The organism is Vibrio sp. ZOR0018 (assembly GCF_963865925.1).
Taxonomy (GTDB): domain Bacteria; phylum Pseudomonadota; class Gammaproteobacteria; order Enterobacterales; family Vibrionaceae; genus Vibrio; species Vibrio anguillarum.
Window position 1 is genome coordinate 54,095 of the sequence record NZ_CAWMCN010000096.1, and the last position, 26,499, is coordinate 80,593.

Here is a 26,499-nt window from a genome sequence, read left to right on the forward strand (position 1 = left end):
AAAGACAAAAACCCCAAAGATAGGCAGAGCCTTATCACTGATAATGTTGACTAAAAATGGTTTGAAAAGTAACAAAAATCACGAATAACCTGCTCAGATTTCTAATGCTCAATTATTTTAAAATAAATGCTTTACTTTGATTGAGGACCATGCGATTATGTGTCCGCTCTGTTGAACAGGGTTATTAATGTAACAAGTAAGCCAAAGTTCCCTTTCAGATTCAATTCAAAGTGTCCTCTAGTTTCATCGTCTCATTTAAATAATTCGTCTCAAAGCAACACCTGTATTTTAAAATTTTTTATTTTTATAAGGGACATAACATGTCTAACACTACTACTGGCACTGTAAAATGGTTCAACGAAACTAAAGGTTTTGGTTTCATTTCTCAAAGCAACGGCGGTCCAGATGTATTCGTACACTTCCGCGCTATCGCTTCTGAAGGTTTCAAAACTTTAGCAGAAGGCCAAAAAGTATCTTTTGTTGTAGAACAAGGTGCTAAAGGTCCTCAAGCTGCTAACGTACGTGCTGAATAATTTCGCATGAATGTGTGAGCGTTGGCACCACGCCAGCGCTCTTATTTTTACCTAGATTATAAATTATAGTTATCAACGTTATCGCTCAAACTTCTGCTCCGTTCCCTCTGCTTATCCCGTTCGAACATTCAGCCATTTTTGCATAAACCGTTTTGACAATCCTATTTCTATCTATGTAATATTTTCATTTTTACAAAGGAGATCTACTATGTCTCGTACAACTGGTAGAAAGCGTTTTTGGTTTGCTAAATCTAAAGCAACACAAAAATTACGCTCACTATGAATATTCATTTTAATATTAAACATTGCTCTTGGAATGCGACTATTCATCAACTTAATAGTGACATATTGACACGTCATATATTAAGTCAGATAAATTGCAATTTAGACACTCTTCATCTCAATTTTATTTATGATGAAGAATCTTCTCAAGGACAAATATTGAATGCTGATGACAAGCTTATTGGCCATTTTAATATCATCGATTAATACCCAAACACTTTAATAGCCGCCGTTAAAGTTATTTGGGCATTATTCACTTATCTCAGTTTTGCTAGCACTATTTTCTGATCTAGTTCGTTGTGATAGTCTTTATAATCTAAACCTACTTCAAAGATGAATTCTGTTACTAAAGTGCGAACACAATCTACCAGCTCTTTTGCATTCCACGGTTTCTCAAAATACCTATTTATACCTGCAGTGTTAATCGCATTGATCGTATCTGTGTGTGTTGCTTGCCCTGTTAACAGAATTTTCTTTGTTTTCTTAAATCTGGAATCTGCTGCGACCTCGGTTAATAATTCGACTCCTGTCTTTCCTGGCATCACATGATCTGACATCAGCAGCGCAATATGCTCACCTTGTTCGTCAAACTCATCCATTAGATCCAATACTTCATAAGCCGATTCACAATCTTCAATATTCAACCAAGAAGTGAGTGGTTGAAGATCTTGCAGTATCGCACTTAATACTTCCCTTTGATCATCGACACAAATGATATTAAGCTTCTCCATAATCGCTCTCCGTGGGTAATTTAATTCTAAATATTGTTCTTTCATTGTCACTTTTGAGTACGACATTTCCACCATACCCAGAAACAATGCGTTTCACTATTGATAATCCTAGTCCCAAACCAAACGACAACCCTCCTTTTTTGGTGGTGAAGCTTGGTTGGAATATTTTCCGTCTAGTGGCTTCGTTAATTTCAGGACCGTTATTAGCAATGGTTACCAATATACGTTGTTTACTTAATTTGGTTTGTATCTCTATCATTGGCTCTGCTATGTTAGCCATCGCATCACAGGCATTTTTGATGATGTTTACCCAAATTTGTACCAGCTCTGTCTGAGATCCTTTAAATAAGGGTAACGCAGCAGGCCTAATACGAACACTGACACGTCGTAAATCACTCTGTAATAGCGCCAATGCTCGATTGATCGTATCGTTAATATCGAACTCTTCATCTTGATTTATTTCAGTTCGGCCCAGTTGTTTTACTGATTTAACAATGCCAACAGTATGTTTAGAGGCCAAACGTAAATCATGCAAGTCACGGCCCATTTGCCAATAACGGATAGCTAAATGTGGATTTTTCAGCCAGTGCGAAGATAAGTAGTCTTCTGGAACCGCTTTTGCTAAATCTCTTGCCACATTTTTAGGCAGGGCGTATTGCTTTTCGAAAAGAGCACCTCGTCTTCTAGCTTCGTTTGACGATACTTTCTGACCATACATCAAGCCAAAATCGAAAAAGAGGCTCGCTTCAGGATGAACCTCTTCGAGTAGCTCCATAAACAGTACTTCTAATCGCTCAGATTTGCTACTCACTACCCCGATGGCATTGTTCAATTCATGGGCAATGCCCGCCGCTAACTGGCCCAAGGTCGTCATTTGCTCAGCCGAATATAACCTTTCTAATGCTTTTTCTTTTGCCACTGATTCTTGAGTTGCGCGTCGTTGACGGCGGGATAATTCATTCACAATAACGGGGGTAAACTGGGCGGTTAAAGGTCCATATTGATCTTCTTCTAAAACAGCCGTAGTTCGGTCGATCCAGGCAAGCTCTACCGTAGATTCAGCCACCACTGTTGAAGAAGCTATCCATTCACCAGAAAAAAAACTGTGCACGCCAATAAAAGCACCAGCACCGGCTGAAAAAACTTTTATCGGTTTATCGCCTTTTTCGTTGTAATAGCCACTCAATTCTCCCGACCATACGAAATAGAGTCGATCATTATAACCTTCTTGCTCAATGACAATACTTCCCGAAGGCAGTTTCACCATCCGTTCAGGATGGCGAAAATAACGATCAATGAGTGCAACAAGTCTTTTATCCGACATAATGCTACCTAACCGATATGACCAACCGCATGAAGTAACCAAACCATAACAAAACTGAGCAGCACCCCTATCACACCGAGGACAACCCCTACTTTAGCCATTTGGTTACTTTGAACGTGCCCGGTAGCATGCGCCAACGCATTAGGTGGTGTACTGATAGGTAATGACATACCAAGTGATGCAGCAAAGGTAACCACGAGAATCAACGTGATTTCTCCACCTAATGGAGTAAGCGAAGTCATTGAAGCACCAAGCGCGGCCATAATCGGCATTAATAAGTTCGCGGTAGCGGTATGTGACATAAAATTGGCCATAATGAGACACAAAAATGCCGCACCAAATAAAACAACGTAAGGTGAATACTGTGCAAAAGGAATGCTGTTCACCACTAGTTGCGCTAACCCCGTTTTGTCTAATGCAAGTCCTAGCGCAATACCACCAGACACTAACCACAGCACATCCCAAGAAATTTTCTTTAGATCTTCTTTGTTGATGATGCCAGTAAGAGAAAAAACAGCCACGGGTATCAGTGCAACAGTATAAGAGTTCATACCATGGGTTGAGCCCATCAACCAAAGAAGAATGGTCAGAGCAAATGTGACATACACAATAATGGCTTTTGGTGTTTTTAAAAATTTACCTTTAATGGTCAATTCAATTTTTTGTTGCTCTGCTTTAAACATGGCGCTAATCAATACCCATGCGAGTGCCATCATTATGATCACAAACGGCACCCCAAAGGCCATCCATTCACCAAAGGTAATTAAATTTTCACCGACCAGATATTTCAATGCGATCGCATTGGGAGGAGTACCTATTGGCGTACCTATACCGCCAATATTAGCGGCGACCGGAATACACAAAGCAAAAGCAATTCGCCCTGGATCTTTTGGGCCAAACACTGCGATGACAGGCGTTAAGATGGAAAGCATCATCGCTGTTGTTGCGGTATTGGACATAAACATCGAGAAGATGCCAGTAATTAACATTAAGCCTAACATGACATACTTGGGGTTCTGGCCAAATGGTTTGAGCAGCACTCGGGCAAGGTTGACATCCAAGCGATACTTAGTGGCGGCCATGGCTAAGAAAAAGCCACCCAAAAACAACATAATAATTGGGCTGGCAAACGTCGCCATGATATCAGTATGTTTTAGCAAGCCACCAAAATGAGCTTCTCCCTCAGCAAGCCTCATAAACCAGATACCTTTATCCGATACCATTAGGAGCTCTAGCACGATCACGACTACCGATGTGGCATAGATTGGGATCGGTTCAAATACCCAACAAAGAGCGGCGAGCAAAAAGATGGCAATCACTCGCTGCTGTATTACAGTCATCCCTTCAAAAGGGAAAGCGGTCATAGGCAACAATAAAATAAGTAATGGAACTAAAATAGGGATGATAAATTTTAAGTAAGGACGCACCATATAAACTCTTCCTGAGTACTCATAGAAACGATAATTAGAGGTGTACTTGAATCTCGAACAACGTTGCCATTATGTTACAGTTACTCAGCAAAAAGTTTGGTGTTAGATCAATGAACAACGATTACCACTAAGGCAAATACTCAGAATGAGGGGTCGCTTGCAAATCCTCTCACCACTCTTAGGTGTTAAACCAATAATCAACCACCCTCACATCATTAAAATTAATCAATCGTTTTATCTTTGCACAATCAAACATCTGCTACTTTAATAGTATAGGTATCGTCAATTTATAGATAACATGATAATATCCGCGACCAATTAGGATGTAGATCACATTGTCGGTAAATGGATGTTGTTCGCTCAAGCGACTTTTGACAAAAACAATCAAAGGTAACTCATTCATGTTTTTTAAAAAATCTATCCATCAGACAGAAAATTGCAGGCTCATTTAGCCTCATCGCTTTAATCAACATCCTCTTCGCTTGGTTTTTATATAGCGAACTCCAAGAAGTCAAAAGTCAGTTGGTGAATTTTGCCGACGATACACTGCCTGCACTACAACACGTAGATTCTATGGGAGATAAACTTTCCTATTGGCGTCGTACGCAGTTTGCTTCCTTGCTCACCGATGATATAAACGAAGTGAAACAACGCCTAGTGACTAGCCGTCAATTACAACAAGAGGTTGATGCAGGTTTAAAACAGTATGGAAAAAGTGTTTGGCCAGGAGAAGAGGAGCAAACATTCAAGAGTTTGATGGCTAATTGGGATAGTTACACAACGATCATGACTCAGTTTAATCAGGCTTTAGCGAACAATGACAAAAATAGTGCGCATAAACTGCTAAACCAATCTCTCGATAATTTTCGTCATATTGAAGCCGACATAAAAACGCTGATTGGCATCTTGCAAAAAGCAATGGATGGCAACAAAAGCTATATTCTTAAAGCAGTTGACACACTGAACACTTCATCAAGTATCAGTAATGTTTCCATTATCGTCGTCATGGTCATTATCACCCTCTTCTTGACTCGCATAATTTGTGGACCTTTACGATTAGTTGTTGACCAAGCAAACGCGATTGCAGAAGGTAACTTAGCAAAACAGATCGATCGTAATGCTATTGGCAATGACGAATTAGGTGAACTTGCCGATGCCTCACAAAAGATGCAGAACAATTTACGTCAACTGATCGAAGAGATCATCTCCGCTGTAACACAACTGAGTAGTGCTGTGGAAGAGATGAGTCAAATCTCCAATATCTCAGCTCAAGGTATGAAAGAGCAGCAATATCAGATCACACAAGTCGCAACAGCGATGACGCAAATGAAAGCCGCAGTGGCCGATGTAGCACGCAACACGGAAGACTCAGCATCACAAGCAAGTAGTGCCAACACTAAAGCCAAAGAGGGTGCGACAGACAATGCCGCGATGGTGAGCTCCATTCAACAAGTGGCTACAATTATTGGTCAGGCTGGCGAAACCGTTGCAAATTTAGAACAACAATCCACACAAATTAACGTGGTACTTGACGTTATTCGTAACATCGCTGAGCAAACAAACCTATTGGCACTGAACGCTGCGATTGAAGCAGCCCGCGCTGGTGAATCTGGCCGAGGCTTTGCTGTTGTTGCCGATGAAGTGCGCACCCTTGCGGGAAGAACTCAAGCTTCAACTGGCGAAATCACAACCATTATTGAAAAATTACAAACCATGGCAGGCGAAGCAAAAGAAGCAACCGAACGTTCGCGCGTCAGCATTGACTCTTGCGTCGTTCAAGGAACCCACTCGCAGCAATTGATGGTTTCAATTGAAAACTCAGTAGCTCAAATTGCGGATATGGGAACACAAATCGCCAGTGCTTGTAGTGAACAAGATTCCGTTGCCGATGAACTAAGCCGCAACATTGAAAATATCCATACGGCTTCACAAGAAGTCGCGCAGGGTTCAGAACAAACGGCGCAAGCTTGCCACGAACTCAGTCAATTATCGGTCACATTGCAAGACGCAATGGGGCGTTTCAAACTTAACTAAAATAGAGTCAGCCCCTAACGGGGCTTTCTTGTTTTTACTTACCTAGGAGATAGAATGAATTTCAAAGCCTCTTTTCTTACACTGTCAATTGCCATGGCTTTACCCTCTTTTTCAGCGACTTCTGCACCTTTGAGCCTTAACGTCAGTGAGCCTTCTATACAAGAAATTCAGCAATCCAATACTTGGCTTGAGATCGATCTTGGCCAATTCAAACAAAATATTGAGCAGTTTAAGAGCCACATCAACAGCCAAACTAAAATTTGCGCCGTGATGAAGGCTGATGCTTACGGCAACGGTATTCGCGGTTTAATGCCAACTATTCTCGCGCAAGGGATCCCTTGTATCGCAATTACCAGTAATGCAGAGGCTAGAGCCGTACGTGAGAGCGGGTTTAAAGGCCAGTTGATGCGTGTTCGCTCTGCGAGCATTGATGAAATCGCACAAAGTGTCGAGTTAGATATCGAAGAGCTCATCGGTAGTAAAATACAAGCTGAGCAACTCGCTCAGCTAAGCCAGCAAAAAGGTAAAACGATAAGAGTACATTTGGCATTAAATGATGGCGGTATGGGACGCAATGGTATCGATATGTCAACCGATGCAGGAAAACAAGAATCGATTGCGATTGCTACTCAAAGTGGCATACAAATTGTTGGGATAATGACGCATTTCCCCAATTACAACCCAGACGAAATCCGCAGCAAGTTGGCCAGTTTTAATACCAATTCAGCTTGGTTGATTCAGCAAGCAAACCTAAAACGCGATGAACTGATTTTGCATGTTGCCAACTCCTACACTGCTCTCAATGTACCGGAAGCACAACTTGATATGGTACGTCCTGGCGGCGTCCTATATGGCGACTTACCAACTAACCCGGAATATCCGTCAATCGTCTCATTCAAAACACGTATTGCGTCATTGCATCATCTTCCTAAAGGAAGCACCGTTGGCTATGACAGTACATACCGCGTAACCAAAGAGAGTGTTTTGGCGAACCTGCCTGTTGGCTATTCAGATGGTTACCCAAGAAAAATGGGCAATCGCAGTGACGTATTGATTAACGGTCAACGAGCAAAGGTGGTTGGAGTAACCTCAATGAACACCACATTGGTTGACGTAACCGATGTGAAAGGCGTCCTTCCTAATCAGGAAGTCACCTTGTTTGGCGCGCAAAAACAAGGCCGAATCACTGTCAGTGAGCTGGAAGAAAATGCAGAGCTCATATTCCCTGAACTGTATACGATTTGGGGAACGGCAAACCCTCGTTTCTACATCCACTAAGCCAAGCCCACTTATTTATCTTTTGGTCCGTGAGTGTTTTGCACTCACGGTATCCCCTTTTAATTCACCGCTCGTTGTTCCTATTAACCCCTTTATTTTTCAGGCATAATCGGCCCGTTCCTTTTATTTCATATGGATGCGCATGCGACCGATTAAATCCCCTATATTCTTGGCTGTGTTAACTCTACTTTTGGCCATGACCACCATTCAATCTGGCGCGTCACTAGCCAAGCAGTTATTTCCTATTGTTGGCCCAGGTGGAACAATTGCACTGCGCGTTGGTCTCTCTGCATTAATACTGTTAATGATTTTTCGCCCATGGCAGTTACGACTTTCTCTTTCACAATGGCGCTCAATGATCATTTACGGAGCAAGCCTAGGTGGAATGCAACTGATGTTCTATTTTGCTATTGAACGAATTCCTCTTGGTATTGGGGTTGCGTTGGAGTTTTCTGGGCCATTACTCATTGCATTTCTCTCATCTAAACGCAAAAAAGATCTGATTTGGGTTGCGCTTGCTATTCTGGGAATTGTTTTTTTATTGCCCGATCTAACGGGTGTCGATGCACTTGATCCGATTGGCGTTGCACTGGCTTTAGCGGCCGGCGGATGCTGGGCAGCCTACATATGGTTTGGTCAAAGGGCGGGGAGTGTCGGTTCTGGAGGTGCAACCGTTGCGATAGGGATGACAATTGCGGCCCTGTTTGCGTTTCCAATCGGCGTTGTATTATCAGAGGCGTCTATTTTTACGTGGTCAATACTGCCTATGGCGTTATCTGTCGCGATTCTTTCAAGCGCGGTACCTTATTGCCTAGAAATGTCGGCTTTAAAGCGTTTGTCTACACAACACTTTAGTGTGTTAATGAGCTTAGAGCCCGCCATCGCCGCATTAGCTGGATTAATTATTCTTCAAGAACAATTAAGCTTAACGCAATGGATCGCCATTACGATGATCATCACGGCCTCAATGGGTAGCACGCTATCGGCGAAGAAATAAGGTGAACCGTTCAAAATAGTTCGGCACTACTGTCCCCCTCTTCGTTTTCAATGAATACACCGCTCCGCAACAAGTCTTCATAACATTGTACTTGATTGCGGCCGTGGTTTTTGGCGAAGTAGAGTGCTTTGTCTGCTCTATCTAGAATCGTTGAGAGATATTCTCTTAGCGAGATAGAGCAGATACCAATGCTAAGCGTGATATGTTGAACCTGAGGAAAACGAAACTGCTCGATGTGCTGTCTAAACCTCTCGGTTCTGTTTAGCACGACCTCATACTCACAGGCAGGAAAAATAATGACGAACTCTTCTCCACCAAACCGAAACAGTTGTTCTTGATTAAGAAAAAAATTCTGCATTTGCTGAGCCACCAAGAGCAAAACTTCATCGCCAATCAGATGGCCAAAATTATCATTGATCCGTTTAAAATGGTCGAGATCAATGATGGCAACCCAAGGCATCACTGAACCTACTGTCGTCGTTTCAGGAAGCACATCAAAGCTAAGGCGCAACCTATCCTCTAACGTCCTTCGATTCAACAACCCTGTCAGTTTGTCACGCTCATTTTCATGCAATAATAAAACGTAATTTTGGTAAATTTTAACAAAGCCTTCAATGAGCATTCGATATTGTTTGGGCGGAACTTTTAGAATCAGAGACAACCTAGCAGAAAAACTATCGTTGATCGCAATAGGGTAAATGCAATGGTATCCGTTTGTACCTAAATCTTCTATTTTGGGCTCGATATCAGAATGGTTATGTTCATAGCTTGGAACCGTCTCGCCCTCATATTCCCAGTTAATTTCAAATTTTCCAGGTATACGGCTACAGATAGTAGCTTTTGCAATGACATAGGAATGAGGTCCAATGTAATGTTCTAAGCAGGCCGATTTCAGAGGCAACATCTCGACTAGAGCGCTGATGACACAATAACCCAATGACACCGCATTTTTCTGCCCCGTAATTTCAACAACAGATTGGAGAATTTTATCGTCCATGCGCCCTCCCGAACATCTCTTATGATCAGTATAGGAAAGAATGGGTAGCGCGATGTTACAAAGTTTGTATCAATTAAATAACTTTCGAGTACTGTAGAACGAATAAAAAGCAGCCTAGGCTGCTTTTTATTCGTTTATTCGTTACTTTCTATTACCCAATTTGACTTTGCCATTTGAACCAAACCATAACGCTTGAGCGCGGCGACGCCCCAATAAGATTGGTCCATCATCGTAAAATAAGAAATTTTTCCAGTATTTTTTAAATACCGACCATTGGGTTTCGATAATATTGTACTTTTCATAACAAAAATAAACGGTCACGTCATTTTGCCAATCAATATGGGCCAAAATATCAACGGGTAATGATTCATCGTCACTTTCCCATTCTTTCATCCAACTGATTTCATTGATCCAACTGCCTGCTTTACGAGGCCAATCTTGAGAACTTAACCTCTCTGAATCTGGGCTTTGAGCACTGATATTTTCCAGCCAAAACTGAGCCGCTCTGGCTTGAGACATGGGTTTAATATGCACCAGATCTTGCTCAGGAACTGGCATTGATTGGTGAGTGAAAATCCATTTTCTTTGGTATTGATCCAAAGGCAAATACGACATTGAATTTCCTTAATGTTTTAGCTGACTTGTGAATATAGCCGCTTTACTTTTAAAACGATAACCCATTAGCTTGGGCGCCAATCAGCATTAACCAATGCTGTTAGGTTGTGATCTTCCCATTGGCCATCAATGAGCAAATAATTTTTAGCGTGACCTTCGGCCTGAAAGCCCATTTTCATCAACACCGCTTCACTGCGTTTGTTGATTGGCATATAACCAGCCATGATACGGTGTAGGTTTTGTACCTTAAACATGTAGTGGCACGCCATTTTTAATGCACGGCCCATGATGCCTTTACCTTGTGCATTCTTCGCTAACGAATAGCCGAGATTACAAGCATAAAATGGAAAGCGTGAGAGGTTACTGAACGAAATGGTGCCAAGCATGTCACCACTGTTAATATCGATGATGAGCAAATAATAGCCTAATTGCATTTTATGCAGCTCACCAAGTTTAATCAGCCGCTGTGCCCACCCGTGAGCCTCAAAAAACGCCGCTTCTCGCTTAGGTTCCCAAGGCCGTAAATGTTCACGATTACTCGTAAAATAGGCGGCGATCATCTCCGCATCTTCAAGTTTTGCGGTTCGCACTAAAATATCATTGTCCACTTCATACACTTGGGACAAGGTGCTGCATGACTGCATCAATTTTTCCTAATTCCGTAGTCGCGTAGCTTATTGGCGATAGAGGTGTGTGATACGTTTAAACGCTTAGCCAACTTACGGCTTGAAGGGAAAGACTGATATAAACGTTCCAAAATTTGAGATTCATACTCTTTCATGATGTCATCTAATGAGCCATCAAGATTGACATGGGTATTGCCAGTATGAACGGTTTCAAGCTGTGGCAGATGGAAGAGATCCACTGTTAACTGATTATCAGACATCTCCGTTAGCGCCCTGAGCACCATGTTGTCCAACTGTCGTACGTTGCCTGGCCATTGGTAATGAGAGAGCTGATCCGCCAAATCTTCCGCTAGTAGTGGTTTGGCCATACCCATTTTCTTAATGTGTTTCGCCACGAACAGTTCAAGCAATGGTTGAATGTCGTTAGGCCGCTCACGCAAAGTAGGAATACGGAGAGTTAACACATTCAGACGATAAAAAAGATCTTCACGAAATGCGCCTGATTCGGCTAAATCTGCCAACTTGTGACGCGTCGAAGCAATCACACGAACATTAACATGAACTTCATGCTCCTCACCAACGCGGCGGAATGTACCATCTTGCAAGAAGCGCAGTAGTTTAATTTGTAAATGAGGGCTCATCTCCCCGATTTCATCAAGAAAAACGGTGCCGCCATTCGCCTGTTCAAAAATACCTTTATGGCCTTGTTGATGATTAAATGACCCTGGCGCATGACCAAACAACTCCGTTTCCGCAACATCATCCGGCATTGAAGCACAACTCAGAACTAAGAAAGGAAAGGAGGCACGGTGAGAGCGATTATGACAAGCCTTGGCCAACATCTCTTTACCCGTTCCGGTTTCGCCTTCTATAAGCAAAGGTTGATCAAGCATTGACAGCTTCTTAGCTTGGCTAATGAGCGCTTTATGGCGGTTAGACACTCCGACAAAATGTTCAAAACCAAGGTTATTGTGTAAAGGCAAAGCATCATCGACGACGCCGCTAGGGCTTTTAGAACGAATCATCATCATGGTACTTGCCAAGGTGGATTCTTTCGACTCACCCGTAATATAAACAGGCATCATCTCCATCAGATAATCGAGACCATCGTGCACGATCTCCTCACGTTGTCGTGCTTTGTTGCCTTCAAGCCAGCGTGATAGGTTAAAGAAAGGTAATAATGCAGAAATGGGCTGCCCTATCACCTCTTTCTCTGTTTTATTAAACAGCGATAGTGCTGAATAGTTTGCCATATCAACAAACCCTTTCAGATCAATCGCCAGCACCGCATCAGGCACGTTGTTGAGTAATGAAATTAACTCGGTGTTATGCCGCTCCATGGGCATGAATTGAATTTTCCGAACATCTTTTACGCCAGAAATTCGGCGAATTTCAGCCATCAATTCACTGAATGTTTCAAAATCAATGTCAGGGCAGTTGAGGTAAATAATGCCGATGACATCGATTTCAATCCCACGCAAATCAATGTTTCTCGATGCAAGAATATCGAGCAGTTCTCGGGTTAGGCCGAGTCTATCTTCACAAGAGACTTCAAGACGCACTTAAAAATCCTAATAAAAAGTGTCAGGAAAAGTTGACAGTAGTTTCTATCAAGCCTTGTATGGCGTCAAGTTATCTCATGTTTTGAGGTTCACATTCGGGCATATTATTTGATAAATGTTGCTTATTTCACCGTAAGCGCGGCAATTCTTGCGACGATCTGTTTGCGAATCGCCCCTAATTTTACTTTTCTGTCTGGCTGCCATGTCATCGGCCTGAGCAGTGCCATGGCTTTCAAACCAAGACGAGCGGTCAATATTCCCACCCCTAAACCTTGCCCTGCCCGCGCGGATACTTTTCCGGCTAAATCCATAGAAAGGAGATCCATACTGGCGTCGATGGCGAGTTCGCTGGCACCTGCCGCTGCCATATTAACCAATACTGACTTAAATAAAGAGAGACGAGACCAGTAACCCAATGGCACTCCATACAGTTTTGCCAGTTGATCAATCATAGTAAAATTACGCCATGCCACTAACAACATATCTGCGATGGCTAAAGGGCTAATTGCCACTAGTGCTGCCGCTTCTGTTGAATATTGTGAGACGATTTTGGTTGCTTGTTTATCTTGTTCACTCATCACCATAGCATCGTACATATCGAGTATTTCAGCATCGCTGTGTGAAGCATTAACGCTGTTTAACCAACGATCATAGGCTGGGCTTTCGGTTTTTATGCCACTTTGTTTAGCTAGAGCTTGGCAGAACGCGAGCCCATGACCAACGCTGTCGGTTTGCATAAGCTGTTCGCTTTGCTCTTGAATACTAAAATGATGGCGAAGTGCTCGTAACTTCCACAGCTCTTTGATTAAGGTACTTAAGCCTAACGATGCCAAACCAGCAATAAATCCCGCCCAGCCCAATGCTAACCAGTCCGCTGATTGAATCGCCGTGATAACTGAATCGATAGCTTGCCAACCGATTAAACCTGCAAAGCTTATAACTAATGCCGCAGCTCGCCATTTCCGACCTTGTGGTGGACGAATGATTTGCTCCAACTCTTTTTCCGCAGCACTCTCTTCATTGCTGATCGGCATTGGAATGAAGGCTTCATTATTTTGAAACTGCTGTTGAGCCGTAAGCTCTGGCGTACTCTTCTGTTGTGGTTCTAATTTTTGATTAAAGATTTGCTTGGTTTTTAAATCACTCATTTCAGCTTATCTCCAATTAAATATTCCAACGCTTTATCTAAACGGATATGAGGGCAAGGTTCATCACAGCTAAATGCTCTTGGTTTAAAACTGGTGAATTCAAACCCTTGATGGTGCCAATACTCTTTGTTAGGTAACTTTTTCGGCACATCGCCGGGAAAGATGGTCAAAGTTTCGCCATCGAGAGTCACGCCTTGTAAGGCTGGAATGGTGCGCTCACCGCTATCAATAAAACCCGCTTGTGTGGCCTGTATCGATGCCATACTGATGCAACTCATCTCAATATTCTCATAGGCGGCGCTTTGCCAAGCAGGATGAACCATCTGCTGCAGTAACGACACCAGATGCGGGTGTTGTTCAGGGGTGACATGATCTGCTTTGGTTGCGGCAAACAGCACTTTGTCTATCTTGGGTGCAAACAGACGCTTGAGTAAACCATTACGACCATAACGAAAGCTATGCATAATCTGTTCAAGCGCACGACGCATATCCAAAAAGGAGTCGTAGCCGTCATTGAGTGGAGATAAGCAATCGACTAACACAATCTGCCGATCAAACGTGGCAAAATAATTTTTGTAAAAAGCTTTCACAACCTTGTTTTGGTATTCTTCATAGCGTGCTTTTAACATGCTGTAATTACTATTGGGAGCTGGCTTGTCTTCACCGTACGGATTACGGCATGGGAAAAATTGCAGAACAGGCGCACCTTCTAGCTCTCCCGGCAACACAAAACGCCCCGGCTGCACCCAATGCAAACCGGCATTTTTACACGCGTGCAAATACTCCGTAAACAGCATCGACAGTGAAGCAAGCTTTTGCTCATTGGCGTCTTGTGCTACATCAAGTTTAGCTAACCCCTCAAGCCACGGCTCGGCTAATGAGGAACGTAGTTCACTTAGCGCTGAAAACTGCTGTTCTGACCACTGTTCATAGGTCATTTCGAGCAGAGGCAGATCCAACAGCCATTCACCCGGATAGTCGATAATATCGAGATAAAGTGTGGCCGTGTGACCAAATAATTTTTTACTGCGCTTTTTAGGTTTGTATTTGATCGCTAGGCGAATTTCGCTGACGTCACGAGTGGGCACAGGCCAATGTGGCGGTTCGCTGTGTAACTGTGACATCGCTTCATCGTAAGCAAAGCGTGGAACCATTAAGTTAGTTTGAGGGACACGTTTTGCACCCACAATGCGTCGGTCACGCGTTGCGGAAAATAGCGGTAAATTATCATGGGTAGAGGTGTGCAGTAATTGGTTCACTAAGGAGGTAATAAAAGCCGTTTTCCCCGCTCGCGATAACCCCGTGACAGCAATTCGAACGTGCGAATCTAATCCACGGTTAATTAAATCAGTCATTTCTCGACGAATGTGCTTCATTCACTCACTCCACTTCATTTGATGACGCTATTTTATGTGTATTCATCTTAATCAGAGATGAACAAAAAGCCCCTGACGAGAATCAGAGGCTTAGGCTTTTTTGGCCAAAAAATTCGCTGTTCTGTGTTGAGCCGCTCACATCGGCTCAATCATCTTCTATTAATTTATAAATCACAAACAATGCAGCCTCAAGCATCACCCATAACACGCAGGTGATTGTGACGTACTTATCATCGAAGATGCTGATGCCATGTAGAATAAGGTCATAGCCGAGGAAAACCCCAACCACAATAGCGATAATAATTTGTAATATTTTAATAAAACGAGGCATCTACCCTCCTAGTTTTGCAAATGAGCATTTCAATCATCTACTTATTTTATAGACGATAACTGCAGCCTAAGCTGCAGTTATCGTGAGAACGCGATGAGATAAGATTAAGCTTTCTTTTGAGCTTCGGCAATCTTCACTTTCCATGTGTCTGGGCCTATTTGGTGAGCATTCGCGCCACGCGAGTCCACCGCAACCGTGACTGGCATGTCTTCAACTTCGAATTCATAAATGGCTTCCATACCTAAATCTTCGAATGCCACCACGCGTGCTTTCTTAATCGCTTTCGCCACTAAGTAAGCCGCGCCACCCACCGCCATCAAGTAGACCGCTTTGTGGTTTTTGATTGACTCCACCGTCGCAGGTCCACGCTCTGCTTTGCCTATCATCCCCATAATGCCCGTTTCATCAAGCATCATGTCGGTAAATTTGTCCATACGTGTCGATGTGGTCGGGCCTGCTGGACCAACAACTTCATCACCCACCGCATCAACGGGGCCAACGTAATAGATAAATTTACCTTTAAGATCGACGCCTTTAGGCAGCCCTTCGCCATTTTGCAACATTGCTTGGAGTCGTTTATGTGCGGCATCGCGGCCCGTTAAAATCTTACCGGAAAGAAGCAGTGTTTCACCGGTTTTCCACTCTTGAACCTCTTCTTTAGTGACCGCATCAAGGTTGACGCGGCGCGCGCTTGCTCCTGCGTCCCACACAATTTGTGGCCAATCTTCTAGCTTTGGTGGTGTAAGTTCAGCAGGGCCCGTGCCGTCTAGCGTAAAGTGAACATGGCGGGTCGCCGCGCAGTTAGGGATCATACAAACAGGTTTAGACGCGGCGTGAGTCGGCGCTGTTTTGATTTTTACATCCACAACGGTGGTTAAGCCACCAAGCCCTTGCGCACCAATGCCTAAACGGTTCACGCGGTTAAAAATATCTAACCGCAGTTCTTCTTCCGCATTTTGTGGACCACGATCAATCAGTTCTTGAATATCGATATGCTCCATCAGTGATTCTTTAGCAAGCACAGCCGCCTTTTCCGCGGTGCCGCCAATACCAATGCCGAGCATACCCGGAGGACACCAACCCGCCCCCATCAAGGGTACGGTTTTTTCTACCCATTCAGCAATGTCATCGGAAGGATTGAGCATTACCATCTTGGTTTTGTTCTCACTGCCGCCGCCTTTGGCTGCGATTTGGATGTCGACTTTATTTCCTGGCACCATATTGATATGAACGACAGCAGGCGTATTGTCTTTAGTATTAATACGCTTACCAGCAGGATCCATTAATATAGAAGCGCGCAATGGGTTATCTGGATTGGTGTACGCTTGACGAACTCCTTCATCAATCATTTCTTGCACCGTGAGATCAGACTCCCACTGCACATTCATACCAATGTTAACAAAACAGGTTACGATGCCGGTATCTTGGCAAATGGGTCGATGCCCTTCTGCTGACATGCGCGAGTTAATGAGAATTTGTGCGATCGCATCTTTCGCAGCTTGGCTCTCTTCTCGATGATAAGCCTTTTCTAGCGCTTGAATGAAGTCCAGAGGGTGGTAGTAAGAGATATATTGAAGAGCGTCAGCGACACTGCTGATCACATCCTGCTTGCGAATTACCGTCATTGCGTGCCTCGTTATTGTTATGCTTCCCTTGACTGTTGCGTGTTCCTCATTCAATAAGCGGTAAGCTTCTCAGCAAAAAATCAACTTATTGATGTGATTCAATCAAGTAGCAGCTTTTAATTTGCATTTTATGATACTCTTGCTTTACTCAACACGCCATGCAGTGATCGGTCTCTTTGTCACAAATTACGCAAATGAACAACAACGAATTCAATCATATCCAAGTTAACGCACTGACTTACCATGTCGAACTCGCTCACCAATTGTTTTCTAAAATCGAAGACTGCCCGTGGGCTATGCTGTTGCGCTCCGCCTCTAAGACGCATATCGATAGCCGTTTTGATATTTTAGTCGCTGAACCACTGGTCACCTTAGTGACACAAGGGGATAAAACGACGGTATGCGAACCGCAGTCTCGTTATGATTCTCAGGTAGACCCATTCCAACTGCTCAAACAGTTGCAGCAGCAGTATTTGCCCGATGTTCAAAGCGATATAGACCTTCCTTTCGTGGGCGGTGCACTCGGTTATTTTGCCTATGACTTAGGGCGGCAGATAGAACGAATTCCAACGCTTGCTGAGCACGATCTATCCACACCTGATATGGCGATTGGTCTCTATCAATGGGCTGTGGTCGTTGATCATTTGCACCAAGCCGCCTATGTGGTAGGCAATCATATTGATGAGGCATGGCAATGGCTCAACACCCAGAATCCCAAAAACAACGGCCATTTTGCATTACGCTCTGATTGGCAATCCAACATGAGTAAAGAGAGCTACCAACGGAAATTTGAGCAAATCCAGCACTATTTGCTCAGTGGTGATTGTTATCAAATCAACCTTGCACAGCGTTTTCAAGCGCATTATGAAGGCAGTGAATGGCAAGCTTATCAAAAACTGGAAGCGTTTAATTGCGCACCATTTTCGGCTTTTATTCGCTTAGAGAAGTCAGCGATTTTGAGTGTCTCTCCCGAACGTTTTATGCAGGTCAAACACAACATTATCGAAACTAAGCCGATAAAAGGCACCCGACCAAGAAGCGATAACCCCAGCATTGACGCCGCTAACGCGGCAGACCTTGCTTGCGCAGAAAAAGATCAAGCAGAAAACTTGATGATCGTTGACCTATTACGAAACGATGTTGGCCGTGTGGCAAAACCGGGGTCTGTACATGTGCCTAAGCTGTTCGATATTGAAAGTTTTCCTGCCGTGCATCACCTTGTGAGTACCATTCGCGCAGAACTTGATTCTGCCTATTGCGCGGCCGATCTATTAAGAGCCAGCTTCCCCGGAGGCTCAATTACTGGCGCACCAAAAGTACGTGCAATGGAAATTATTGAGGAGTTAGAGCCTCACCGCCGTAGCGCTTACTGTGGCAGCATCGCCTATATTAGCCGCCACGGGACAATGGACAGCAGTATTACTATCCGAACTTTGGTGGCAGAGAAGCAACAACTGCACGTTTGGGCTGGTGGCGGTATTGTTGCCGATAGTCAGTGTGAGCTTGAATATCAGGAGACACTGGATAAACTGAGCCGCATCTTACCTGTGCTCGAACAACCTCGTTAACCTTTCCAAGGTTTATTGAACTAGGCTAAAAAGAGGTAGACGCAAAATCCGAATAGGTAACGAAAATGAAGAGAAACAGCGTACAGACTGCGACCCCCTTGACAAAAGATCGGCTTATCCAGCGCTTTCAGTTGCAACAACCTGTGCCTTATCATGAAGAATCTATCCGTCGTGTGGCACACCTTGCTCCTCAAACCCTACGTAAGGCTTCAGTGTTAATTGGTTTTGTTGAGCGGAAGAATGGTTTAAATGTGGTATTAACCAAAAGAGCTGCGCACCTTAAACATCATCCGGGACAAATCAGTTTTCCTGGCGGGAAATATGAGGAAGTCGATGGCTCACTGCAGATCACTGCGCTTCGTGAAGTAAGAGAAGAAATTGGAATTCTAGCAAACGACATCACTATTTTTGGGCAACTGCCTGAATTGGTTACCGTCAGTAGATTTGTAGTGACGCCCTTTCTTGCTTTTATCAACCCCAATTACAAGGCCATTATTGATACCAATGAAGTGGACGAAATATTTGAAGTTCCCGCCCACCATCTGTTTGATCGAAACAAACTCTATAGCGAATTATTTCAAGTAAAAAATCAACGACATCGCGTTTTCGCCATCCCTTATCAACATCATTTTATTTGGGGGATGACAGCGCAGATCATTCATGTTTTGCAAAAACAAGTTATTCAACCTCATTAATATTCAAACTATTCAACCATAAGTTTAAATAACACGGATGATTATTTTTCCTTATCCCGCCCAAAAGCAAACGTTTGGCATGAATAAATGTTAATCGAAGCATTATATTGATAACTTTTACTAATCCAAATCATTAACATTACTCACATGTAGCACGCCATTTTCGTGATCAAAAATGGGTTTTTGACATATCATTCAATAAGCCAGAACGTTACATGATTTAGATCTAGTTTTCGAATGAGAAAATTATGCAAAATGCGCTCGACTTATTTCCTGTTCCCAAAAATGAGTAATACAATATGAACACAACAACTTCGTCGGCATCTGCCGTACAATCCTCTAGCAAGTGGACTTATAAAGATTTCACTTGGTGTCTTTCACTTTTTGGTACAGCCGTTGGTGCCGGTGTACTTTTCCTTCCAATTAAAGCTGGTGCGGGTGGTTTTTGGCCATTAGTAATGTTAGCCCTAATTGCGGCGCCAATGACTTGGTTCGCACATAAAGGCTTAGCTCGCTTTGTTCTTTCTTCAAAAAATGTTGATTCTGATATTACTGACACAGTAGAAGAGCATTTTGGTAAAACTGGCGCAAACCTTATTACGTTCGCATACTTTTTCGCCATCTACCCTATCGTTCTTATCTACGGCGTTGGTATCACAAACACCGTTGATTCCTTCCTTGTTAACCAAGTTGGCATGGAATCGATTCCTCGTTGGTTACTTTCTGGTGCGCTGATTGTGGCAATGACGGCTGGCGTAGTATTTGGTAAAGAGCTGATGCTAAAAGCAACGTCTGCCATGGTGTATCCATTGGTTTTCATTTTATTAGCACTTTCTTTCTACCTTATTCCAGAGTGGAACACCTCTATGATTGAAGTCGCACCTGATTGGTCTGCGATGCCAACCATCGTTTGGCTTGCAATTCCTATCATCGTGTTTTCATTCAACCACAGCCCAATCATTAGCCAGTTCTCTAAAGAGCAACGCCTACAACATGGTGACAACGCGGTTAAGAAAACCGATATGATCACTGGTGGCTCGGCCATGATGCTGATGGGTTTTGTGATGTTCTTCGTGTTCTCTGTTGTGCTGTCTCTGTCGCCAGAGCAACTCGCGTTAGCAAAAGAGCAAAACATTTCTGTGCTTTCCTACCTAGCAAACATCCATGAATCACCAATCATCTCTTACATGGGTCCTCTTGTTGCCTTTGCAGCGATTACCTCTAGCTACTTTGGTCACTTTTTAGGGGCACATGAAGGCCTAGTTGGTTTGATTAAATCTCGCTCAAATAGCTCAGTAAGCAAGATTGAAAAAATGTCACTGATCTTCATCGTGTTGACAACTTGGATCGTAACGATTGTAAACCCAAGCATCCTAGGCATGATTGAAACCATGGGCGCACCGATGATTGCTGGCATCTTGTTCCTGCTGCCTGTATTTGCAATGCACAAGATCCCTGCAATGGCGAAGTTCAAGACTTCAGCACCAGTACAGATTTTCACAACTATCTGTGGTCTTGCTGCTATTACTTCTGTAATCTACGGCGCTCTTTAATCTGGTGGTTATATCAACCGTCATGAATACTGCATACAGAACATAACTATAATAATGAGCCTCCCTCTTAGCTAGGGGGGCTTACTTTTGAGGTAATCGATATGATTAGTGTATTTGATATCTATAAAATCGGTGTTGGTCCTTCAAGCTCACACACAGTGGGACCAATGAAAGCGGGTAAAGAGTTTATTGATGATTTACGTTCAATGGGAAAATTGCGCGACATCACTAAAATCACCGTGGACGTTTATGGTTCATTATCACTGACAGGGAAAGGTCACCACACAGATATCGCTATCATCATGGGTCTTGCTGGTAATACCCCTGAGAAAGTTGATATCGATGCTATTCCAGGCTTTATCGCACGCGTTGAAGAAACCGAGCGTCTTCCCGTTGGTATGCACTGTCATACCGTATCGTTTCCTAAAGAAGGTGGAATGAATTTCCACAAAACGAATTTATCCTTGCACGAAAACGGCATGCAGATCCACGCGTGGATCGATGATGAAGTCGTTTACTCAAAAACCTACTACTCTATCGGCGGTGGTTTTATCGTTGATGAAGAAAACTTTGGTAAAGAAAAAGAGAACCCAATTAAAGTTCCTTATGTCTTCACTAGCGCTGACGAGATGATGAACCAATGTAAAGAGAGTGGTCTTTCCATCAGTACGCTGGTTATGGCTAACGAAAAAGCACTGCATTCTGATGAAGAAGTTCGTACTTACTTTGCCAATATTTGGAAAACCATGCGCGAATGTATGGACCGTGGTATGAATACTGAAGGTATCTTACCAGGGCCTCTTCGTGTTCCACGCCGAGCGGCAGCGCTTCGTCAACAGTTAATGACCTCAGAAAAAACCACCAACGACCCAATGGCGGTCGTTGACTGGGTAAACATGTACGCTTTTGCAGTGAACGAAGAAAATGCCGCGGGTGGGCGTGTGGTGACAGCACCTACTAATGGCGCATGCGGTATTATTCCTGCAGTGTTAGCCTATTACGATAAATTCATTCAGACCGTTACTGAAAAAGACTATATCCGTTACTTTGCCGCCTCTGGCGCTATCGGTGGGCTTTACAAACGTAACGCTTCTATTTCTGGTGCGGAAGTGGGTTGTCAAGGTGAAGTAGGTGTTGCCTGTTCGATGGCAGCCGCGGGCCTTGCAGAACTGATGGGTGGAAGCCCTGAACAAGTTTGCATGGCCGCTGAAATTGCGATGGAACATAACTTGGGCTTAACCTGTGACCCTGTCGCGGGACAAGTACAAGTGCCTTGTATCGAGCGCAATGGTATTGCTGCAGTGAAAGCGATCAACGCAACGCGTATGGCGCTACGCCGCTCATCGGCACCTCGTGTTTCGCTTGATAAAGTGATCGAAACCATGCTTGAGACAGGTAAAGATATGAACGCCAAATATCGTGAAACGTCCCAAGGTGGTTTAGCGATTAAAGTCGTTTGCTAACGAGCACCTATCTATTTAAAAACCTCGTTCATTAAAACTTAACGCCACTCGCTTAACAGCGAGTGGCGCATTTTACGACTTTACCTCACGATCCAGTGAGGAACTTAAAACTGACCGAGATATTCCCAGCTACTGTTGGTTGGATTGGGATCGGTTGGGTAAGGGAAATAACCGTACTTATTCACTTTCAAGCGGTAGTAATGATAGCCGCTACGGAAAGCGTATTGATAAATATCGTTCACTTGACCACGCTGGCCATCACTGCCCCACACGCCCATCGCATCTTGTTGATACCACTCCAGTAGCGTACGTTCAAAGCTTGCCAAATCACGATTTAATTCCGCAAGATAAGCTTGAATGGTGCTGTCGCTGCCAAGGTAAACCCAATCTAGGTTTGACTCTCCGAGCATCGGGAAAGCTTCCCCCTCTCCTGGGCGTTTTTGGATAAAGTAATGGTTTTCACCATCGATTTGCCCAACAAACACCGCATTTTGCGCCTTATCCCAAGTGGTTGAGGTACGCTCATCCCATGTCAATAAGCGAGATACACCAAAGTAGCTTTGTACACGCGCTTCAATGCTCACACCAACCGCTCTATTGAGCTTGATTGGGTTGAAAGCAAAGTTCACATAGCGATCTGCCGAACCTAGGTATTTCCAACCTTGATTACTGGTTTGATCGGCCGGGAATGCGCCAGCATCTACCATACGCATTACAAAGTAATCACGCATACCCGTTTCTGGGTTCGGGTAGACATACAATGCTCCCGCTCGGCGATCCGCTTTCGTCACGCCATTGTTTAGAACGCCACGCCCATAGTGTTCGGCCACAAAAGCATCAAACTCAGCGGTCGTTGCAAAATCCGTGTTCAGCAGAGTTTCATTCTGTGCGAAGGTTGGTGTCATATCGACCACTTGGCTGTAACCGTACTCTTGGCCAATGATGATTGGGCCTTTGAGCTTATCCAGCGGCGGGTTCTGATCTGACGTCATTCGAGTCAGTTCTGTTTCACCACCTCGATCCGAACAATGCAAACTCACTTGAGTTGGTACTCCATTCTCCATCGATAAGTTAACGTGGAACTTGTTACTTTCATTGCCAGCGTGGCGAGAGGCACTCAATCGAACTTGTTCGCGGATCCCATCTGCAAATTCAACATCCAACTGACACTGACCCTGAACCTGAACCTGGTAAGTAGGACGCAACACTTCATCGCCACGAATGGCATAGCGCCACGTTTGGCCATTTTTATGCATCATACCTGCGATCTGTTCACATTGGTTACCGACGACAAATCCAGCTCCATCGTGATCATTTCCAGACTTATTGAGTGTACATAGGCTCACTTCACAGACATCGGCCGTCGGTGTGTAAGTCACCATTCCGCGACCATACTTGGAAAGCAATTCATACTCGCCTTGTGCAGAAGTCATGTTCACGTTGATGTTCCATGTTACATCGCGTCCAACAGAACAACGGTCGGTACTGGGTTCAACTCCACCGACAAACTGCGATCTATCGCCATTGGCCGCTTGAAAAGTAAACTTACACAAACGTTGCTGCTCACCATCTATACGTAATGTTTGCCAAATATCGCTATCGAGCTGTGCCTGAGTCAGGTTCGCCACCGCTTGCCAACCTTCCAACTGATAATCCCCTTGCTCTGGCTGTGGCAGCTCAAACACGTTGCCATAATTCGAGTAAATCAGAGGATAGATTTGGCTAGGGTTCTCATTCTGCGGATCGTAAATCCCCAATAAAGTAACTACGGGTACGCCTACTTGCTGCGGTTTCAGTGTATCGGTTTCTACCGCTTTATAACGTTGGGTACTCTGATCCCACTGCACATAACCGCTTGGGCTGTTGCTATCAAGGTTAAAACCGTTGTTCATCCAACGCTGTGCTTTGCGCGACTGAGCCGGATGCTCCAAGGTAAAGCGGCTGATGGTGCCAACGTACTCTTGTTCACCGCCATTTTGCGCATCACGCAGGAAACGGAACGCATCTTTAAACGGCGGTACAATATCGTCACCTTGCTGTTGGGTGTAAACGTCGCCTTTCCAGTGCAAGTTACCAATAAAACGTTGCTGGAACGCATCCCAACCCCAGCCTGATTCCATATCGTGAATCGACGCCATATATGGGTAGTGGCCAAGCCCATAGTTATGGCCCAGTTCATGGGACCATTCATTGCCAGTAGTATTTTGCAGGGTTACTTTACCGCCACCGCCACTGCCGCCATGAACCACAACTTGAGCTAAATCTATACCTTCTTTGGTATACACCCCAACGTTGGTGTGTGCGGTAATGTGGTTGTAGCGGCGGTTGTATTGCTGCGAATAACCCGCACTACTCACAATGCCGACGTTGGCGTTGTTGACACCTGTAGAGACCAACGCTTTACCGATCGCTTCACGCATATCGCCGCTGTGCCAACCACCCGTGCTCGCGCTCTTATCGGTGTACACCACACCATTTGGCATAGTGACAATAGGGAAATAGGCAGGAGTGTAGTCAGCCATCACCAATTTAGACGCGGGTATTTTTTGGAAATAATCCGCGGCCAAAGTTGGAAGATTTTGAATCATCGTATTGCGGTTACGCGGTTGAGTCAGCATGCCCATGTCGATATTTTGAATCACCAACTCAGGCGCACCACCAACCTGGATGTCTCCTTGGCTGAGCACACCTTCACGGCCTAAGTTGTCGGTCAAGCGCAGTGAGAGCTCCGGCTTCATCCAGTTCCATTGCAGCGGCAGTGACCAAGCGTGATGAGAGAACACCACCTTCATACGGCCATTCTCTGGCTGATCCGATGCGGCCAGAGCACTGGGCGGCAGCATCAAGGTGGTGTGCACTAATTCGCCATCGAGGAACACTTCGGCGCGGACTTGGTTAATCTCTTCCCCTTGTTGCGGGGTAAACAGCAGCATCGCTTCACGGTTCATGATCACGTCCAAATGACCTTGACCAGTTAACTCATTGCTATTCGGCGCGACTGATGTATGGGTTTGCGTGATGCCCAACCCACCCTCTAAAGTGCCTTGCAAATGGTTCGGGGTTGGGATTTCATCGGCAAAACCGACTCGAGCATCTTGAGTAGTAAAGCGCACAACCTTGGGCTCAGCACAATCCACTGGATTACACGAGTTCAACACCATCTCATATGATGTGCCTGGCTTAAGGTCACCGATAAAAAAGCCCGCAGAAACCGAATCATAGCGGCGAACATCCTTCGCATCACTCAAATTGGTTAAGGTGAGCTGAGTCTTATCGGCTTCATTTTGCCCAAGCCAGTCAAATGACACACCGACATCAGACAGGCTCGAGACGGTTAACGAGGTAATCTCTGGCTTCACTAACGCACCACAATCAGAGGTTTCGGTACGATAGATGACATCACGTTGCCAGATGTAGCTACCATCGGCGCGCTTAGACCCGTGTGCCGCAGGAATGTATTCCACAAAGCAGCCTTGCTCGTCCGATTCGTAAACACCAAATTCGCGGCTCATCAGATAAAAACCGCCGTCGTACACCATGAATTCCCAACTCTGATCGACAAAATCGATCACATTGCGATAAGGCGTATCATCGCCACTTTGATAAGGTATAAAGGGGAATTGCAGATCATTTTTATAACTAAGCCGATAATCGAAGCCTTTATAGTGGATCCAACGCTCACCGTTGCGTTCAAACACCCCTTCTCCACGTTCGGCGGTCGCTTTAATCGATTCTAACCGCTCGACGATTTTTTCCCCGATCTGGATCAAGGTGAGCTCATTTTGCGCCCAAACGGGTGCGCTTCCTAGTAGCCCTGCTACCAGAAGCGTTAATGGTTTCTTATTCATCATTGGATTGCTCATTTTAGTTTATAGTGACGTGCCTGAATTTCAGCAGCAGCAACCCACGAAATCTGCGCTGGTTAAGCAACAATCGATTCCGGATATAGACAACTGGGTTACCGATTCATTATTAGTTACCTAATTTCATTTCGATAGAATCACTATGTCCGTAACGAGATAAGGGTTCCAACCCAATGAGGTTGACGTCTTGAAAGTGAGAATTTACGCGAAAAAGTGTGCAACAAAAATGCATATAAAAAATAAATAATTTCATTAAAATCAATCAGAAAAAATGATACTTAAGAATGTAACACGTACACCGAAAGAGAATGATTACGATTGTTCATGAGCATTGAGAGGATTAAGCGATCAACTTTTTGGCGATTTTATCGCACAGATATTGACTAAACGGCAGCGTGTCAGTCACGGTAAAAAAAGAGATTGTACATATGCAGACTGTGTAGGTTTTTATGTACACCTTTTTTTTTT

21 protein-coding genes are annotated in these 26,499 nt (G+C 44.2%); 9 read left to right on the top strand and 12 right to left on the bottom strand.

The window, feature by feature from the left end:
* The first annotated feature begins 320 nt into the window (after nucleotides 1–320).
* Nucleotides 321–533 (top strand): transcription antiterminator/RNA stability regulator CspE, encoded by a 213-nt coding sequence (gene cspE, locus AACR75_RS05555; protein ID WP_010317961.1) that lies wholly within the window; start codon nucleotides 321–323, stop codon nucleotides 531–533.
* Nucleotides 534–812: 279 nt separating this feature from the next.
* Nucleotides 813–1,022: a hypothetical protein gene (locus AACR75_RS05560; protein ID WP_013856790.1), complete on the top strand. Its 210-nt coding sequence runs from the start codon at nucleotides 813–815 to the stop codon at nucleotides 1,020–1,022.
* 50 nt (nucleotides 1,023–1,072) lie between these two features.
* On the opposite strand, the gene AACR75_RS05565 is transcribed toward AACR75_RS05560, so the two are convergent.
* Genes AACR75_RS05565 through AACR75_RS05575 form a run of 3 tightly spaced genes read right to left on the bottom strand, consistent with a single transcriptional unit; the run spans nucleotide 1,073 to nucleotide 4,297 of the window.
* Nucleotides 1,073–1,546 carry a response regulator gene (locus tag AACR75_RS05565; RefSeq protein ID WP_047689104.1) on the bottom strand — a complete coding sequence of 158 codons (474 nt, stop codon included), beginning with the start codon at nucleotides 1,544–1,546 and terminating at the stop codon, nucleotides 1,073–1,075.
* Entirely contained in the window at nucleotides 1,533–2,870 is a 1,338-nt protein-coding gene (locus tag AACR75_RS05570; RefSeq protein WP_047689107.1) for an ATP-binding protein, read from the bottom strand. The genes AACR75_RS05565 and AACR75_RS05570 overlap by 14 nt, the downstream gene beginning before the upstream one ends.
* Nucleotides 2,871–2,878: 8 nt before the next feature.
* Nucleotides 2,879–4,297: an SLC13 family permease gene (locus tag AACR75_RS05575; protein WP_026028719.1), complete on the bottom strand. Its 1,419-nt coding sequence runs from the start codon at nucleotides 4,295–4,297 to the stop codon at nucleotides 2,879–2,881.
* 426 nt (nucleotides 4,298–4,723) lie between these two features.
* On the opposite strand from AACR75_RS05575, the gene AACR75_RS05580 reads away from it, so the two are divergent.
* The 3 genes from AACR75_RS05580 to AACR75_RS05590 all read left to right on the top strand — a co-directional run bounded on the left by AACR75_RS05580 (nucleotide 4,724) and on the right by AACR75_RS05590 (nucleotide 8,609).
* A complete protein-coding gene (locus tag AACR75_RS05580) occupies nucleotides 4,724–6,334 on the top strand; it encodes a methyl-accepting chemotaxis protein (protein ID WP_047689109.1) in 1,611 nt (536 codons plus the stop codon).
* Between the two features lie 54 nt (nucleotides 6,335–6,388).
* The gene (gene alr, locus AACR75_RS05585) at nucleotides 6,389–7,612 is read left to right on the top strand and encodes an alanine racemase (protein WP_017044758.1); all 1,224 of its coding nucleotides are present in this window, start codon (nucleotides 6,389–6,391) and stop codon (nucleotides 7,610–7,612) included.
* A gap of 142 nt (nucleotides 7,613–7,754) precedes the next feature.
* Entirely contained in the window at nucleotides 7,755–8,609 is an 855-nt protein-coding gene (locus AACR75_RS05590; protein ID WP_026028721.1) for an EamA family transporter, read from the top strand.
* 10 nt (nucleotides 8,610–8,619) lie between these two features.
* Here AACR75_RS05590 and AACR75_RS05595 read toward each other — a convergent pair whose 3' ends face one another.
* From AACR75_RS05595 to AACR75_RS05630, 8 genes are all read right to left on the bottom strand, one after another.
* A complete protein-coding gene (locus AACR75_RS05595) occupies nucleotides 8,620–9,606 on the bottom strand; it encodes a GGDEF domain-containing protein (protein WP_047689111.1) in 987 nt (328 codons plus the stop codon).
* 141 nt (nucleotides 9,607–9,747) lie between these two features.
* The gene (locus AACR75_RS05600; RefSeq protein ID WP_010320690.1) at nucleotides 9,748–10,221 is read right to left on the bottom strand and encodes a DUF2947 domain-containing protein; all 474 of its coding nucleotides are present in this window, start codon (nucleotides 10,219–10,221) and stop codon (nucleotides 9,748–9,750) included.
* Between the two features lie 65 nt (nucleotides 10,222–10,286).
* Nucleotides 10,287–10,868: a ribosomal protein S5-alanine N-acetyltransferase gene (gene rimJ, locus AACR75_RS05605; RefSeq protein ID WP_017043610.1), complete on the bottom strand. Its 582-nt coding sequence runs from the start codon at nucleotides 10,866–10,868 to the stop codon at nucleotides 10,287–10,289.
* Complete coding sequence (gene tyrR / locus AACR75_RS05610) at nucleotides 10,865–12,409, bottom strand: transcriptional regulator TyrR (protein WP_017043611.1); 1,545 nt, start codon at nucleotides 12,407–12,409, stop codon at nucleotides 10,865–10,867. Before tyrR ends, rimJ begins: the two co-directional genes overlap by 4 nt.
* A 122-nt stretch (nucleotides 12,410–12,531) precedes the next feature.
* Nucleotides 12,532–13,557 carry a YcjF family protein gene (locus AACR75_RS05615; RefSeq protein ID WP_047689114.1) on the bottom strand — a complete coding sequence of 342 codons (1,026 nt, stop codon included), beginning with the start codon at nucleotides 13,555–13,557 and terminating at the stop codon, nucleotides 12,532–12,534.
* A complete protein-coding gene (locus AACR75_RS05620; RefSeq protein ID WP_047689116.1) occupies nucleotides 13,554–14,933 on the bottom strand; it encodes a YcjX family protein in 1,380 nt (459 codons plus the stop codon). The genes AACR75_RS05615 and AACR75_RS05620 overlap by 4 nt, the downstream gene beginning before the upstream one ends.
* Nucleotides 14,934–15,078: 145 nt before the next feature.
* Nucleotides 15,079–15,264, bottom strand: a complete 186-nt coding sequence (locus AACR75_RS05625) for a hypothetical protein (protein ID WP_010320694.1) — start codon at nucleotides 15,262–15,264, stop codon at nucleotides 15,079–15,081.
* A 104-nt stretch (nucleotides 15,265–15,368) separates the two neighbouring features.
* Nucleotides 15,369–16,889, bottom strand: coding sequence for a fumarate hydratase (locus AACR75_RS05630; protein WP_010320695.1), 1,521 nt, complete (start codon nucleotides 16,887–16,889; stop codon nucleotides 15,369–15,371).
* Between the two features lie 176 nt (nucleotides 16,890–17,065).
* Between AACR75_RS05630 and pabB the strand changes: the two genes are divergently transcribed.
* The 4 genes from pabB to AACR75_RS05650 all read left to right on the top strand — a co-directional run bounded on the left by pabB (nucleotide 17,066) and on the right by AACR75_RS05650 (nucleotide 22,168).
* Entirely contained in the window at nucleotides 17,066–18,457 is a 1,392-nt protein-coding gene (pabB, locus tag AACR75_RS05635; RefSeq protein ID WP_047689119.1) for an aminodeoxychorismate synthase component I, read from the top strand.
* Between the two features lie 65 nt (nucleotides 18,458–18,522).
* On the top strand, nucleotides 18,523–19,152 hold the full coding sequence (locus AACR75_RS05640) for a CoA pyrophosphatase (protein WP_047689121.1): 630 nt from the start codon (nucleotides 18,523–18,525) through the stop codon (nucleotides 19,150–19,152).
* 299 nt (nucleotides 19,153–19,451) lie between these two features.
* Nucleotides 19,452–20,705, top strand: coding sequence for an aromatic amino acid transport family protein (locus AACR75_RS05645; RefSeq protein ID WP_017047579.1), 1,254 nt, complete (start codon nucleotides 19,452–19,454; stop codon nucleotides 20,703–20,705).
* Nucleotides 20,706–20,806: 101 nt separating this feature from the next.
* On the top strand, nucleotides 20,807–22,168 hold the full coding sequence (locus AACR75_RS05650) for an L-serine ammonia-lyase (RefSeq protein WP_013856773.1): 1,362 nt from the start codon (nucleotides 20,807–20,809) through the stop codon (nucleotides 22,166–22,168).
* A gap of 104 nt (nucleotides 22,169–22,272) precedes the next feature.
* Here the strand turns inward: AACR75_RS05650 and AACR75_RS05655 are convergent, their stop codons facing one another.
* Nucleotides 22,273–26,016 carry a M66 family metalloprotease gene (locus AACR75_RS05655; RefSeq protein ID WP_156117099.1) on the bottom strand — a complete coding sequence of 1,248 codons (3,744 nt, stop codon included), beginning with the start codon at nucleotides 26,014–26,016 and terminating at the stop codon, nucleotides 22,273–22,275.
* Between the last annotated feature and the right edge of the window lie 483 nt (nucleotides 26,017–26,499).